This is a genomic window from Streptomyces sp. KR55 (assembly GCF_052245645.1).
Classification (GTDB): Bacteria; Actinomycetota; Actinomycetes; order Streptomycetales; family Streptomycetaceae; genus Streptomyces; species Streptomyces flavusporus.
Map to the genome: position 1 here is coordinate 1 of NZ_JBQQCE010000199.1, position 16,715 is coordinate 16,715.

The following is a 16,715-nucleotide window of genomic DNA, read 5'->3' on the forward strand; positions in this document are numbered from 1 at the left end:
GGACACCGTCTCGTGGCAGGCGCTGGTGCCGGATCTGGCGGAGGCGTATGGGGCGTTGGCGGCGGGGCGTGTCCCGGAGCTGGCTGCGGTGCCGACATCGTTCCGGCACTGGGCGCGCGAGCTGGAGGCGCAGGCCCACAGCCACAACCGGCTGGCGGAGTTGCCGCAGTGGGCGGAGCTGCTCCGCGGCGACAGCCCGATGCTGACCGCGGTCCCGGTTGATGCCTCCCGGGATGTGCAGTCGTCGGTGCGGGAGGTGTCGGTGACGGTGCCCGCCGGGGTGACGTCGGCGTTGCTGACGCAGGTGCCGGCGGCGTTCCACGCCGGGGTTGATGACGTGCTGTTGTCCGGGCTGGCGGCGGCGGTCGCCGAGTGGCGTCGTGCGGGTGGGTTCCTGGTTGATGTGGAGGGGCACGGCCGGGTGCCGTTGGCGGCGGAGATGGATCTGTCGCGGACGGTGGGCTGGTTCACGAGTGTGCATCCGGTGCGTCTGGACGCCGGGGCTGTCGACCTGGCGGACGTGCGTGCCGGTGGTGCGGCTGCCGGGCGTCTGCTGAAGCGGGTGAAGGAGCAGGTCCGGGCGGTCCCGGGCGACGGGCTGGGCTACGGCATGCTCCGCCACCTCAATGCCGACACCGCCGAGGTGCTGGCCGGGCTGGCCTCCGCACAGATCGGGTTCAACTACCTCGGCCGTGTCGCCGGGAGCGGAGACGGAGACGGGGACGGGGAGGGGAACGGCGCCGGGACACGGACCGGCCAAGCGGCATGGCAGCCCACCGACGAGGCGATGGGCAAGGGCGGTGACCTGCAGGCTCCGGTGATGCACGCTCTGGAAGTCCTGGGCATGGTCCACGACCGGCCTGCCGGGCCTGAGCTGACGTTGAGGCTGGCTTGGCCGGAGCGGCTGCTCGACCCGGGGGAGGCGCAGGCCCTGCTGGACGCCTGGGCGGCGATGCTCACCGGCCTGGCGGCCCATGCCGCCCGTCCCGGCAGTGGTGGTCACACCCCGTCGGACTTCCCGCTGATCGCCCTGGAACAGGCACAGCTGGAGGAGCTGGAGACGGCGGCACCGGACCTGGTCGAGGTGCTGCCGGTCTCCCCGTTGCAGGAAGGCTTCCTGTTCCACGCCCTCTTCGACGGGTCCGACGAGCAGGCCCAGGACGTCTACGTCGAGCAGATGGTCCTCACCCTCGACGGGCCACTGCACCCGGCGAGGTTGCGGGCGTCGTGGCAGACGCTGCTGGACCGGCACCCGACGCTCCGCGCGGCCTTCCGGCAGCTCGCGGGAGTGCAACAGCCGGTCCAGGTGATCCACCGCCGGGCGACGTTGCCCTGGCGTGCGGAGGACCTGTCCGGGCTCGGCCCGGACGCGGCCTGGGCCGAGTCGGACCGCATCGGCATCGAGGAACGCGCCCGGCGTTTCGACCTGGCGCAGCCCCCGCTGCTGAAGGTCCTGCTGGTCAAGGTGGGGACCGACCGGCACCGCATGATGGTGACGCTCCATCACATCCTGCTGGACGGCTGGTCGTTGCCGATCCTGATGCGGGAGCTGTGGGCCTGCTACGAGGCGGGCGGCAGCGCGAGCGGGCTGCCGGCCGTGGCGCCGTACCGGGACTACCTGGCCTGGCTGGAGCGGCAGGACAAGGACGCCGCCCGCGACGCCTGGCGGCGGACACTCGCCGGGGCGGAGGAGCCGACCCTCGTCGCGCCGGTCGACCCCGACGGCGAGACGAGCACCGGTTCCGTCTCGCGTCAGGCGAGCGGCGCGCTCCTCGGCGCCCTGGGCGACCTGGCGCGCACGCACGACGTGACGGTGAACACCGTCCTCCAGGCCGCCTGGGCCGTCGTACTCGGGCAGCTGACCGGGCGGCGTGACGTCGTCTTCGGCACGACCGTGGCCGGCCGGCCGGCGGAGCTGCCGGGCATGCAGGACATGCTCGGCCTGTTCATCAACACCGTCCCGGTACGGGTCGCCTTCGACCCGGCGCACACCTTCGCCGACGTACTGACGGCGCTTCAGGCGCAGCAGTCCGCGCTGCTGGACCACCAGCACCTCGGGCTCACCGAGATCCAGCGGCTCGCCGGACCCGGCGCCACCTTCGACACCCTGCTCGCCTACGAGAACTTCCCCACCGGCGCGAAGGCGGATCCGGATGTAACGGCGGAGCACGCGCGGGAGTTCGGAGCCGCAGGCGTGCGGGTCACCGAGGCCGGTACGCGCGAGTCGGTCAGCTACCCGCTCTGGGTCGTCGTGGACCCGGTCGGCGGACTGCGGGTCCAGCTCACCTACCGGTCGGACGTCCTCACCACGGGCGAGGCCGAGGCGCTGGCCGACCGGCTGATGCGCCTGCTGGAGCGGATGGCTGCCGTGCCGCGCACGACCGTCGCCCGGATCGACACCCTCGGCGACGGCGAGCGGTCGCTGCTGCTGGACGAGTGGAACGGCACCGGTCGTGACCTCATGCCCGGCACGCTGCCCGGGCTGTTCGAGGAGCAGGCGAACCGCTCGCCGGACGCCGTCGCCGTGGTCGACGGCGTCCAGGAGTGGTCGTACGCCGAGCTGAACCGGCTCGCCGACCGGGTGGCCCTCGGGCTCATCGCCCGCGGCGTCCGCCGGGGAGACCGCGTCGGCGTGCTCATGGAACGTTCGGCCGAGATCGTGGCCGTGCTGCTCGGCGTGGCCAAGGCCGGCGCCGGGTACGTGCCGGCCGGCCCGGACTGGCCCGCGACGCGCACCCGGCTGGTCCTGGAGGGCACCGCGCTGATCGTGGCGGACCGGGAATTCACCGACCGGCCCGCCGACATCGTCACCGTCCGGGACCTGCTGCCGCTCACGGACCAGCCCGCGGTGACCGATCCGCCGTACACCGGTGCCGAGGCCAGGACTGCCCTCCATGCGGCCCGCCCCGCGCCCGACGACCTCGCCTACGTGATGTACACCTCGGGCTCCACGGGCGTGCCGAAGGGAGTGGAGGTCACCCAGGGCGATGTCGCTGCGCTGGCACGGGACAGCCGGTTCGCGCGCGGGCACGAGTGTGTGCTCGTGCACTCGCCGCAGACGTTCGACGCGTCGACGTACGAGATGTGGGCGCCCCTGCTGTCCGGCGGCCGGATGGTGATCGCGCCCCCGGGTGTCCTGACGGCGGCCGTGCTGCGCGAGACGGTGACGCGGCACGGCGTCTCCGCGATGTGGCTGACCGCGGCCCTGTTCCATCTGTTCGCGCAGGAGGATCCCGGCAGCCTGGCGGGTCTGCGCGAGGTGTGGACGGGCGGCGACGTGGTGCGGGCGGAGGCCGTGCGCCGGGTGCGTGAGGTGTGCCCGGAGATCGTGGTGGTCGACGGGTACGGGCCGACGGAGACGACCACGTTCGCGACGTCGTTCCGTATGGAGCCGGGAGCCGGGCTGCCGGCGTCCGTGCCGATCGGGCGCCCGCTGGACGGCGAACGGGTGTTCGTGCTGGACGGGTTCCTGCGGCCGGTGCCGGTCGGTGTGCCGGGTGAGCTGTACATCGCGGGCGCGGGCCTGGCCCGGGGCTACGCCGGGCGGCCGGAGCTGACGGCCGAGCGGTTCGTGGCGTGCCCGTTCGGCACGGGCGAGCGGATGTACCGCACCGGTGACCTGGCGCGCTGGACCGCCGACGGCCTGCTGGAGTTCGCCGGCCGGGTGGACGCGCAGGTGAAGCTGCGCGGCTTCCGGGTGGAGCCGGGCGAGGTCGAGGCGGTGCTGGCCGACCGACCGGACGTCGGTCAGGCCGCGGTGGTGGTGCGGGAGGACCGGCCCGGCGAGAAGCGGCTCGTCGGATACGCCGTCCCCGCCGCCGGGGCGACCGTGGACGGGGAGGCCCTGCGCGCTGATCTGGCCGAGGCGCTGCCGGAACACATGGTGCCGGCGGCGGTGCTGGTGCTCGACGCCCTCCCGGTGACCGCGAACGGCAAGGTCGACCGCAAGGCCCTGCCCGCCCCGGACTTCGGCGGGCTGGTGACCGGCCGCGAGCCCCGGACGGAGGCGGAGGCGGCCCTGTGCGCGCTCCTGGCCGACGTACTGGGACTGGAACGGGTCGGCGTCGACGACAGCTTCTTCGCCCTCGGCGGCGACTCGATCATGTCGATGCAACTGGCGTCCCGGGCCCGGCGGGCCGGCTGGATCCTCACCCCCCGGCAGATCTTCGAGGAGAAGACCCCGGAGCGCCTGGCGCTGGTCGTGCGGCGGGACGACACCGACGCGCGGGCCCAGCACGCGGCCCGGCGCTCCCGGCAGGACGCCGGCGAGGTGCCGTGGACGCCGGTCATGCGCTGGATGGGAGAGGTGGCCACCCGGTCCCGGTTCGCGCAGTGGACCGTGGTGGGTGCGCCGGCGGGGCTGGGTGTGGAGACGCTGGCCGCGGGCCTGGGCGCCGTGGTGGACACGCACGACATGCTGCGGGCCCGGGTCGTCATGCCTGAGGGGGCCGGTGCGGGTGAGCCCACGCTGGTGGTCCGTGAGCGGGGTGCGGTCGACGCGGCGGGGCTCGTGGTGCGGGTGGACGCGGCGGGTGTGCCGGACGGTGAGCTGGACCGGGTGGCGGGTGACGCGGCCCGGGAGGCGGTGGAGCTGCTCGATCCGGCCGCGGGTGTGATGGTGCGGGCGGTCTGGCTGGACGCCGGTGCCGGCCAGGTGGGCCGTGTGGTGCTGGTCGTGCATCACCTGGCGGTGGACGGGGTGTCCTGGCGGATCCTGCTGCCGGACCTCCAGGCCGCCTGCGAGGCCGTCACCACCGGACAGCGGCCCGAACCGGAGCCGGTGACCACCTCCTTCCGCGCCTGGGCGCTGGAACTGGTCCGGCAGGCCCGCGGCGAACAGCGCCGCGCCGAACTGGACGACTGGACCGCCCTGGTCGGGACGCGGCTCGAGGAGACGCTGGGCCGACGGGCCCTGGATCCGACGCGGGACACCGTGAGCACCCTGCGCCGGCACACCCTGACCGTGCCGGCCGAACACGCCGCCGTCCTCACCGGACGGACCCCCGGCGCCTTCCACTGCGGTGTCCACGACGTACTGCTGGCCAACCTGGCCGGGGCCGTGGCCCACTGGCGGCCCGGCACGGACACCTCGACCCTGCTGGACATCGAGGGCCACGGCCGGGAACCCGCGGACAGCATCGACCTGTCCCGTACGGTCGGCTGGTTCACCGCCGTGCACCCGATCCGGCTCGACACCGCAGGCATCGACACCGCCGAGGCGGCGCACGGCGGCCGGGCGGCGGGCCTGCTGCTCAAGGTCGTGAAGGAACAGCTGCGCGCCGTGCCCGGCGACGGACTCGGACACGGGCTGCTGCGCCACCTCGCCCCCGGGAGCGGCCCGGCCCTGGCCGGCCTGCCGGTCCCGCAGATCGGCTTCAACTACCTGGGCCGGTTCCCGGCCGGCTCCCGGTCGGAGACCACCGGACCGTGGCAGATGGCGGGCGAGTCCGCGGTCGGCGGCGCCGCCGACCCCGACCTGCCCGCCACCCACGCCCTGGACGTGGGCGCCGTCGTCAGGGACACCCCGCGTGGACCCGAACTGACGCTCACGCTGAGCTGGCCCGGCGAGCTCCTCACGGAGGACGAGGTGGCCCGGCTCGGCCAGGTCTGGCTGGACCTGCTCGCCGGCCTCGCCGCCCACACCGCCGCCCCGGGCGCGGGCGGCCACACCCCGTCCGACTTCCCGCTGGCCGGCCTCACCCAGGACATCGTCGACGAGCTGGAGGTCACGGTGCCGGGACTGGAGGACGTCTGGCCGCTGTCCCCTCTGCAGGAAGGGCTGTTGTTCCACGCGGCCTACGACGAGTCCGGCGCGGACGTGTACGCCGGACAGCGCGCGCTCGCCCTGGACGGGCCGCTCGACGTCGCACGGCTGCGTGCCTCGTGGGAGGCCGTCCTGACCCGGCACCCGGTCCTGCGCGCCGGTTTCCACCGCCGCACGACGGGCGAGGCGGTCCAGGTCGTCGTACGCGACCCGGTCCTGCCCTGGCGGGAGGCCGACCTGAGCGGGCTGACGGAGGCCGAGGCGGCGGCCGAGACGGCGCGGCTGGCCGACGGCGAACTCGCCGCGGGCTTCGACCTGACCCGGCCGCCCCTGCTGCGGCTGCTGCTGATCCGCCTCGGGGAGCGCCGTCACCGCCTGCTGATGACCACCCATCACATCATCTTGGACGGCTGGTCCCTGCCGGTGCTGCTCAACGACCTGTCCGCGGTCTACGCGGCGGGCGGCGACGCCTTGGCGCTGCCGCCCGCGACCTCCTACCGGGACTACCTGGCCTGGCTGGACCGGCAGGACAGGGCAGCCGCGCACACCGCCTGGCGGACCGAACTCGCCGGCGCCGACGAACCCACCTTGGTGGTGCCCACCGACACGGTCAGGACCCCGGTCAGGCCGGACATGGTCCGCGCCGAATGCGACGAGGAACTGACCGGCGCCCTGGAGGCACTGGCCCGGCACCACGGCCTGACCATGGCCACGGTCGTCCAGGGCGCGTGGGCGCTGGTCCTCGCCCGCCTGGCCGGCCGCACCGACGTGGTGTTCGGCACCACGGTCGCCGGCCGGCCGCCGGAGCTGGCCGGCACCGAAACCGCCATCGGCCTGTTCATCAACACGCTGCCGGTGCGCGTGCCCCTGTCGGCCGGGCAGTCGGTCCTCGGCATGCTGAGCGCGCTCCAGCGCCAGCAGGTCGACTTGCTGGGCCACCAGCACCTGGGCCTGGCCGAGATCAATCAGATCGCGGGCCCGGGCGCCGAGTTCGACACGCTGGTGGTGTACGAGAACTACCCGCGCACGCCCGAGGAGGCCCCGGACCCCGGCACCCTGGCCATCCGCCCCGGCGGCGAGTCGCGGGACGCCAGCCACTACCCGCTGGGCCTGATCGTGGGCCCCGGCGCACGGCTGGAGACCCAGCTCGACTACCGGCCGGACGTCTACGACCGCGCCCGGGCCGAGGACATCCTCGGCCACCTGCTGCGGGTGCTGGAGCAGATCGCGGCCGACCCGACGGTGCCCGTGGCCCGGGTGAGCGTCCTGGACGACGTCCAGTGGGCCCGGGTGACGGGGGAGTGGCACGACGTCGCCGACCGCGTGCCCGGTGCGCCCCTGCCCGAGCTGTTCGCCCGGCAGGTGCGGCTGTCCCCGGACGCCGTCGCCCTCGACGCCGGCGACCGCACCCTGTCGTACACCGCGCTGGAGGCCGAGGCGGGCCGCCTGGCCCGGCACCTCATCGACGCGGGCGTGGGACCGGAGCGCCGGGTCGCCGTCGTCGTCGAGCGGTCGGCCGCAGTGGTGGTGACCCTGCTCGCGGTCGCCATGGCCGGCGGGGTCTTCGTCCCCGTCGACCCCGCCTACCCGGCGGAACGCATCGCGTACGTGCTGGGCGACGCAGACCCCGCCGTGGTGCTCTGCACGCGGGCGACCCGTGGCGTGCTCCCGGAGGAGACGGGCCGGGTGATGGTCCTGGACGACCCGGCCGTCGCCCAGGAAGTGGCGCGGCGCACCCCCGGATACGTGTCGGACGCCGAACGGACCGCGCCGCTGACCCCCGCCCACGCCGCGTACGTCATCTACACCTCGGGTTCCACGGGCCGCCCCAAGGGCGTCGTCGTCTCCCACACCGGGCTGGCGAACCTGGCCGAGGCCCAGATCGACCGGTTCGGCGTGCATCCCCGGGCCCGGGTGCTGCAGTTCGCGTCGCTCAGCTTCGACGCGGCGGTCTCCGAGCTGTGCATGGCGTTCCTGTCGGGAGCGGCCCTGGTGGTGGTCGGCACCGACGACCTGCCCCCGCGCGCCTCCCTCGGCGACGTCGTACGCCGCACCGGCACCACCCACGTGACCGTCCCGCCGAGCGTGCTCGCCGTCGAGGACGCGCTGCCGGACGTCCTGGAGACCGTGGCCGTAGCCGGTGAGGCGTGCCCGGTCGGACTCGCCGAGCGCTGGTCGGCCGACCGGCGGATGGTCAACGCCTACGGCCCGACCGAGGTGACGGTGTGCGCGGCGATGAGCCTGCCGCTGTCACCTGGCCTCGGCGACAGCGTCCCGATCGGCCGGCCCATGGCCAACACCCGGTCCTACGTGCTGGACGAGTTCCTCCAGCCGGTCCCGCCCGGCGCCGCCGGTGAGCTGTACGTCGCCGGCCTCGGCCTGGCCCGCGGCTACCACGGCCGCCCCGGGCTGACTGCGGAACGGTTCGTGGCCTGCCCGTTCGTCCCGGGTGAGCGGATGTACCGCACGGGCGACCTGGTCCGCTGGACCACCGAGGGCCAGCTCCTCTTCGTGGGCCGCGCCGACACCCAGGTGAAGGTGCGCGGGTACCGCATCGAACCCGGCGAGATCGAGTCCGTCCTCGCCGCCCACCCCTGCGTCACCCAGGCCGTGGTCCTCGCCCGCGGCAACGGCCCCGGCGACAGGCGCCTCGTCGCCTACGTCGTCACGGACACCGTCGGCGACACGGCACCCGGCGAGAGCCGCGACGCACTGCGCACCGAGCTGCGCGAGCACGTCGCCGCGGCCCTGCCCGAGTACATGGTGCCGGCGGCCGTCATGCCACTGGACCGGCTGCCCATGACCGTCAACGGCAAGGTCGACCGGGCCGCGCTGCCCGCCCCGGACTTCGGCGGACTCGTCTCCGCACGGGAACCGAGGACGGACACGGAGGCCGCGCTGTGCGCGCTGTTCGCCGAGGTGCTCGGCCTGGACCGGGTCGGGGTCGAGGACGACTTCTTCGCCCTCGGCGGCGACTCGATCACCTCGATGCAACTGGCGTCCCGGGCCCGGCGGGCCGGCTGGGTGGTCAGCCCCCGGCAGATGTTCGAGGAGAAGACCCCCGAACGTCTCGCCCGGGTCGTGACCACGACCGGCACCGGCCCCGACGGCCCCGAGGACATCGGCGTCGGCGAGATCCCCTGGACCCCGGTGATGCGCGCCCTCGGCGCGCAGACCGCCGGATCCCGGTTCGCGCAGTGGACCGTGGTGGGTGCGCCGGCGGGGCTGGGTGTGGAGACGCTGGCCGCGGGCCTGGGCGCCGTGGTGGACACGCACGACATGCTGCGGGCCCGGGTCGTCATGCCTGAGGGGGCCGGTGCGGGTGAGCCCACGCTGGTGGTCCGTGAGCGGGGTGCGGTCGACGCGGCGGGGCTCGTGGTGCGGGTGGACGCGGCGGGTGTGCCGGACGGTGAGCTGGACCGGGTGGCGGGTGACGCGGCCCGGGAGGCGGTGGAGCTGCTCGATCCGGCCGCGGGTGTGATGGTGCGGGCGGTCTGGCTGGACGCCGGTGCCGGCCAGGTGGGCCGTGTGGTGCTGGTCGTGCATCACCTGGCGGTGGACGGGGTGTCCTGGCGGATCCTGCTGCCGGACCTCCAGGCCGCCTGCGAGGCCGTCACCACCGGACAGCGACCGGTGCTCGACCCGGCGGGAACGTCGTTCCGCCGATGGGCCGGCCTGCTCACCGAACAGGCCTGCAGCGAACAGCGCCGCGCCGAACTGGACGACTGGACCGCCCTGCTGCGGCACGGCGAACCCACCCTGGGCCACCGGCCCCTGGACCCGGCCCTGGACACCGCCGGCACCCTGCGCCGACGGACCTGGACCGTCCCCGCCGCCCAGTCCGCCACCCTGACCGGAGTCACCACGGCCCTCTTCCACTGCGGTGTCCACGAGGTACTGCTGGCCACCCTGGCCGGTGCTGTCGCACACTGGCGACCCGGCACCGCGGCCGACGTGCTGGTGGACGTCGAAGGACACGGCCGCGAACCCGTGGCGGGAGTCGACCTCTCGCGCACGGTGGGCTGGTTCACCAGCACCCATCCCATCCGACTGACCACCCAGGACACCGATCTCGACGCCGCGCTGGCGGGCCGGCCCGCGGTCGGCGACCTGCTCAAAGCGGTCAAGGAACAGGTGCAGGACATCCCCAGCGACGGCCTCGGCTACGAACTGCTGCACCATCTGAACCCCGAGACCGCCCCCGTCCTGGCCGCACTGCCGACCCCCCAGATCGGCTTCAACTACCTGGGCCGGTTCACCACCGGCACCCGGATCGGACCCGTCGGCCCCTGGCAACTCGCCGGGGAGAGCGCGGTCGGCGGCGCCGTCGACCCGGCCATGCCGGCGATGCACGCGCTGGACGCCACCGCCCTCGTCACCGACACCCTCGAGGGCCCGGAGCTGACCGTCACGCTGAGCTGGCCCGGAGCGCTGCTGACGGAGAGCGAGGCCGAACGGCTCGGCCGGACCTGGCTGGACATGCTGAGCGGCCTCGCCGCCCACACCACCGACCCGGCCGCCGGCGGTCACACCCCCTCCGACTTCCCGCTCCTCGATCTCGGACAGGACGAAGTCGACGAACTCGAAGCGATAGCAGAAGAACTCGATGGAGGACGGTCCCTGTGAAGTCTTCAACACCCGCCAAGGGCTCGGCCCTCGCGGAAGTGTGGCCGCTGTCGCCCCTCCAGGAGGGGATGCTGTTCCACGCCGCCTACGACGACGAAGGCCCCGACGTCTACGGCATGCAGTCCGTCATCGGCATCGAAGGACCCCTCGACGTCGCCCTCTTCCGCGCCTCCTGGGAAGCGCTCCTCGGCCGCCACGCCGCCCTGCGGGCCAGCTTCCACCAGCGCAAGTCCGGCGAGGCCGTCCAGCTCATCACCCGGGAGGTCACCCTCCCCTGGCGCGAGGCCGACCTGTCGGAGCACCCCGGTGACGACGTGGAGGCCGAAGTCAGAAGACTGGCCGCCGCCGAGCGGGAACACCGCCTCGACCCCGCCCTCCCCCCGCTGCTGCGGCTGCTGCTCGTCCGCCTCGGCGATCGCAGCCACCGGCTGGTCGTGACCACCCATCACATCCTGATGGACGGCTGGTCGATGCCCGTCCTCCTCGACGAACTGTCCACCGTGTACGAGGCCGGTGGCGACGTCCGCGTCCTCCCGCCGGTCGCCTCCTACCGGGAGTACCTGGCCTGGCTGCACCGCCAGGACAAGGAAGCGGCATGCGCCGCCTGGCGGACCGAACTGGCCGGTCTCGACGAGCCCACCCTCGTGGCACCCGCCGACCGCGCCCGGGCCGCCGTACTGCCGCGGGACACCAAGGCCGGGCTCTGCGAGCGGACCACCACGGCACTGACGGAACTGGCCCGTCAACGCGGCCTCACCGTGAACACGGTGGTTCAGGGCGCCTGGGCGCTGCTCCTCGCCCGGCTCACCCGGCGCGACGACGTGGTGTTCGGCGCCACGGTGGCCGGCCGCCCGCCGGAGCTGCCGGGCGTCGAGTCGATGGTCGGCCTGCTCATCAACACCCTCCCGGTCCGGGTCACCCTCGACAGCGGGCAACCGGTCATGGAGATGCTGGCGGACCTCCAGGCACGCCAGTCCGCACTCATCACCCACCAGCACCTCGGGCTCGCCGAGATCCAGCGACTCGCCGGACCGGGTGCCACCTTCGACACCCTCATGGTGTACGAGAACTATCCGCGCCCGCTGGCCGAGGACCCCGCGCCCGACGCGCTCACCTTCTTCGGCATGGACACCCACGAGGCGACCAACTTCCCGCTGACCCTGGGGATCGTCCCCGAGGACAGCCTCCAGATCGTGGTGACCCACCGGCCCGACCTGTACGACGAGGAAGCCGCGACCCGCATCGGGCACCGGCTGATCCGCGTACTGGAACACCTGGTGGCCGACCCGGCCGTCCGGGTGGCGGACATCGACCTCCTCGACGAGACCGAGCGGTCCCAGGTGATCGAGCGGTGGAACGACACGGGGCAGCCGGTGTCGGCTGGCACGGTGCTGGATCTGTTCCGGGGCTGGGTGAGGCGCTCCCCGGAGGCTGTTGCCGTGCGCGGCGGCTCCGAGGCCCTGACGTATGGGGAGTTGGAGGCGCGGGCGAATCGTCTGGCTCGGTATCTGGTGGGTCTGGGTGTGGGCTGGGAGAGCCGGGTGGGGCTGTGTCTGCCGCGTGGGGTCGACATGGTGGTGGCTTTGCTGGCCGTGTGGAAGGCCGGCGGGGCGTATGTGCCGCTGGATCCGGAGTATCCGGCGGATCGGCTGGCGTACATGGTCAGCGACAGCGGTGCCTCCGTGGTGCTGGTCACGGCCGCGACGGCGGGTGAGGTGCCGGCCGGCGTGGACGTGGTGCTGCTGGAGGAGACGGCCGACGCACCCGCGGAACCGCTCTACGCACTGGTGGATCCGGCTCAACTCGCTTACGTGATCTACACGTCCGGTTCGACGGGTCGGCCGAAGGGTGTGGCGGTCGCGCACGGTGGGGTGGCCAACCTGGCTGAGGTGATGCGTCCGGTGCTGGGCGTGGAACCGGGCACGACTGCCTTGCAGTTCGCGTCGTTCAGTTTCGACGCGGCGGTGCTCGATGTCGCGGTGACGCTGGGCGGCGGCGGCACTCTGGCGATCGCGACGAGTGAGGAGCGCACCGAGCCGAGTGCGCTGGCGGAGATGATCCGTACGGCGGGCGTGCAGGTCGCGAGCGTAGTCCCGTCCCTGCTCGGCGTGCTGGACACGGCCGACGTCCCCGGCGTGGAGAACTGGGTGCTGGGCGCCGAGCGCCTGAGTGCCGGCCTGGCGGCCCGCTGGCGGGCGCAGGCTCGCGTCTGGAACACCTATGGTCCGACCGAGGCGACGGTCATCTCGACGGCGACGCTGCTGGAGGAGGGCGTCAGCCCGAAGGGTGCGCCTCCGGCCATCGGCTCGCCGATCGGCAACACCCGGACCTTCGTCCTGGACGACTTCCTGCGTCCCGTCCCGCCGGGTGTGACGGGTGAGTTGTACGTCGCCGGTGCCGGCTTGGCGCGTGGCTACAACAACCGCCCCGGCCTGACCGCCGAACGCTTCGTGGCGTGCCCGTTCGCCGAGGGCGGGCGGATGTACCGCTCGGGTGACCTGGCGCGCTGGACGGCGGACGGGTTGCTGGAGTTCGCCGGACGCGCCGACGAGCAGGTCAAGATCCGCGGCTTCCGCGTCGAGCCCGGTGAGGTCGAGTCCGTTCTCGCCGCGCACCCCGACGTCGCCCAGGCCGCCGTCGTCGTACGCGAGGACCGGCCCGGCGACAAGCGGCTCGTCGCCTACGTCGTCCCCGATGTGTCGGAGGCCGGCGCGAAGCTGCTGCGGGAACACGCCGCCAGCGTGCTGCCGGAGTACATGGTGCCGTCCGCGGTCGTCCCGCTGGCCGCGATGCCGCTGACGGTGAACGGCAAGGTGGACCGCAAGGCCTTGCCCGCGCCGGAGTACGGTGGCGACGTCGCGGGGCGGGCGCCGCGGGGTCCGCTCGAAACGGCGCTGTGCGAGCTTTCGCCGAGGTGCTCGGGGTGGAGCGGGTCGGTGCCGACGCGTCGTTCTTCGAGCTGGGCGGCGACTCCATCATGTCGATGCAGCTGGCGTCCCGAGCCCGGCGGGCCGGCTGGACCATCACACCCCGGCAGGTGTTCGAGCACAAGACACCGGAACGCCTCGCACATGTGGTGGAGGCGGCGGGTGCCGACCGCGAGGACGCCGCTGACGTGGGGGTCGGCGAGGTGCCATGGACCCCGGCGATGCGGGCCGAGGGCCCATGGGCGACCGCCCCGCGGTTCACCCAGTGGATGGTGGCGGGGGCTCCGGCGGGGCTCGGCCTGGAGACGCTGACCGCGGGCCTGGGCGCCGTACTGGACACGCACGACATGCTGCGGGCCCGGGTCGTCACCCCCGAGGGAACCGGGACCGGCGAACCCACGCTGGTGGTCGGCGAGCGGGGATCGGTCGACCCGGCGGCGCTGGTGAGCCGCGTCGACGCCGTGGACGCCGCCGACGCCGACCTGGACCGGCTCGCCGGGGACGCCGCCCGCGAGGCGGCCGAGCGGATCGACCCGAGGACCGGGCCGGTCCTGCGGGCGGTGTGGCTGGACGCCGGGCCGCGCCGCGTCGGCCGCCTGGTCCTGCTGGTGCACCACATGGCGGTGGACGGGGTGTCGTGGCGCATCCTGCTGCCCGATCTCCAGGCCGCCTGCGAGGCGGTGGTGGCCGGGCGGGCACCGGAGCTGGACCCGGTGGGCACGTCGTTCCGGCGGTGGGCGGGCCTGCTTGCCGAACAGGCCCGGGGCGAGCAGCGGCGCGCGGAACTGGACGACTGGGTGGCTTTGCTGGGCCGGGCAGAGCCCATCGTGGGTCGGCGGGCGCTGGACCCGGTACGGGACATCGCCCGGACCATGCGGGCCCGCTCCTGGACGGTACCCCCGGAGCAGGCCGCCACGCTCACCGGGCGGACCACGAGCCTCTTCCACTGCGGTGTCCACGAGGTGCTGCTGGCCACCCTGGCCGGTGCTGTCGCACACTGGCGACCGGGCGCCGATCCCGGGGTGCTGGTCGACATCGAGGGGCACGGCCGCGAGCCGCTGGAAGGAGTCGACCTCTCCCGCACCGTGGGCTGGTTCACCAGCACACACCCGGCCAGGCTCGACCTGACCGGCATCGACCTGCCCCGGGCCAAGGCGGGGGCAGCGGCGGCCGGCGCACTGCTCAAGGCCGTCAAGGAACAACTCCGGCAGGTGCCGGGCGACGGACTCGGGCACGGCATGCTGTGCCACCTCAACCCCGAGACGGCACCCGGTCTGGCCGCGCTGCCGGTGCCGCAGATCGGCTTCAACTACCTGGGCCGGTTCGCCGCCGGCGGGTCGACGGGACCCGTGGCCCCCTGGCAGCCGGCCGGGGAGCGGGCGGTCGGCGGATCGGGCCACCCGGACATGCCGGCGGCGCATCCGCTGGAGGCGGTCGCGATAGTACGGGACGCACCACAGGAGACGGAGCTGACCATCACGCTGAGCTGGCCCGCAGAACTGCTGACGGAAAGTGAGGCGGAGCGGCTCGGCCAGACCTGGCTCGACCTGCTCAGCGGCCTCGCCGCCCACACGACCGACCCCGCCGCCGGCGGTCACACGCCCTCCGACTTCCCGCTCCTCGCCCTGGCACAGGACGAAGTGGACGACCTCGAGGCCGAGTTCGCCGAAGAACAGATCTTCCCGCTGCAGAACCAGTCGTTGTGAGGAGAAGACAAGCGATGACCCGATCCCATGTCGAAGACGTGTGGCCGCTGTCGCCGTTGCAGGAGGGAATGCTGTTCCACGCGACCTTCGACGACCAGGGACCCGACGCCTACCAGGGACAGCGGACCCTCGAGCTGACCGGGCCGGTGGACGCCGACCGGCTGCGCAGGTCGTGGGAGGGGCTGCTGGCCCGGCACGCCGTGCTCCGGGCTAGCTTCCGGCGCCGCAAGTCCGGGAAGACGGTCCAGGTCATCGCGCGGGAGGTGAAGCTGCCCTGGCGCGCGGCCGACCTCTCCGGGCTGCCCGAGACCGAGGCACTCGCCGAGCGGGACCGGCTGGCCGCCGAGGAGATGGCGCAGCGGTTCGACCTGGCCGCCGCACCCCTGCTGCGGCTCCTGCTCGTCCGGCTGCCCGGGAACCGGCATCACCTGGTGCTCACCAGTCACCACATCCTCATGGACGGCTGGTCCCTGCCCATCCTGATCAACGAGATGTACGCGACGTACCTGGCCGGCGGGGTGACCACCGGACTTCCCCCCACGACCTCCTACCGGAACTACCTGGCGTGGCTGAACCGCCAGGACAAGGAGGCGGCGCGGGCCGCCTGGCGCGCGGAGCTGGCCGGTGCCGAGGAGCCCACGCTGGTGGCACCGGCGCGGCCGCCCGTGTCGTCCGCGACGTTCGAGAGCCTGACGGCCGAGATCCCCCAGGACGTGGCCCAGGGCCTGGTGACCCTCTCCCGAGGCCACGACCTGACCGTGAACACGGTGGTCCAGGGCGCCTGGGCGCTGGTCCTGGCCCGGCTGACGGCGCGGAGCGACGTCGTGTTCGGCGCCACCTCGGCGGGCCGCCCCACCGAGCTGCCGGGCGTCGAGTCGATGGTCGGCCTGACGATGAACACCCTGCCGGTACGCGTCGCCCTCGACGGGGGCAGGCCGTTCCTGGACCTGCTGACCGACCTTCAGGAACGCCAGTCCGCGCTGATGTCGCACCAGCACCTCGGGCTGCTCGAGGTGCAGAGACTCGCCGGTCCCGGCGCGACCTTCGACACGCTGGTGGTCTACGAGAACTACCCCCGCACCCCCACCGACCCGCCGACCGAGACCAGCTTCTCCATCGGCTTCGTGGGAGCCCAGGAGTCGGCGCACTACCCGCTGACCCTGCTGTTCGTCCCGGGCGACCGGATGGAGTGCAAGCTCGACTACCGGCTGGACGTCTTCGACCGCGACGCCGCGCGGGTGATCCACGAACGCCTGGTGCGGGTCCTGGCCCGGATCGTCGCCGACCCGGACACCACGGTCGGCGACGTGGACCTGCTGAGCCCGGCGGAACGCGCCCTCGTCACCGAGCGCTGGAACGATACGGCACGGCCGGTTCCGGCCGACTCCGCCCTGGACCTGTTCACCGCACAGGCCGCGGCCACCCCGCAGGCGGACGCCGTCCGCAGCGGCTCGGACGTCCTGACGTATGGGGAGTTGGAGGCGCGGGCGAACCGGCTGGCCCGGCACCTCGCCAGCCTGGGTGTGGGCCGGGAGAGCCGGGTGGGTCTGTGCCTGCCGCGTGGCGTCGACATGGTGGTGGCTTTGCTGGCGGTGTGGAAGGCCGGGGGTGCGTATGTGCCGCTGGATCCGGAGTATCCGGCGGATCGGCTGGCCTACATGGTCAGCGACAGCGGTGCCTCCGTGGTGCTGG

At 73.6% G+C, this 16,715-nt stretch carries 3 protein-coding genes and 2 pseudogenes; all 5 read left to right on the top strand.

Features of this window, described 5'->3' with window-relative positions; all coding sequences use genetic code 11:
- Window positions 1–10,390, top strand: a 10,390-nt coding sequence (locus ACTWQJ_RS26890; protein ID WP_443309137.1) for an amino acid adenylation domain-containing protein, incomplete at its 5' end; no start/stop codon positions are given.
- Between the two features lie 68 nt (window positions 10,391–10,458).
- Window positions 10,459–13,143 (top strand): annotated as a pseudogene (locus tag ACTWQJ_RS26895) (non-ribosomal peptide synthetase); the annotation flags it as partial.
- Between the two features lie 170 nt (window positions 13,144–13,313).
- A pseudogene (locus tag ACTWQJ_RS26900) lies at window positions 13,314–13,406 on the top strand (phosphopantetheine-binding protein); the annotation flags it as partial.
- 132 nt (window positions 13,407–13,538) lie between these two features.
- Window positions 13,539–15,023, top strand: a complete 1,485-nt coding sequence (locus ACTWQJ_RS26905) for a condensation domain-containing protein (RefSeq protein ID WP_443309139.1) — start codon at window positions 13,539–13,541, stop codon at window positions 15,021–15,023.
- 14 nt (window positions 15,024–15,037) lie between these two features.
- Window positions 15,038–16,715 (top strand): condensation domain-containing protein (locus ACTWQJ_RS26910; protein ID WP_443309138.1); only part of this gene is annotated, 1,678 nt, incomplete at its 3' end.

Excerpts from the sequence above, each read along its gene's own strand:
- ACTWQJ_RS26905 (WP_443309139.1), top strand. The coding sequence starts at position 13,539 with ATGCGGGCCGAGGGCCCATGGGCGACCGCCCCGCGGTTCACCCAGTGG.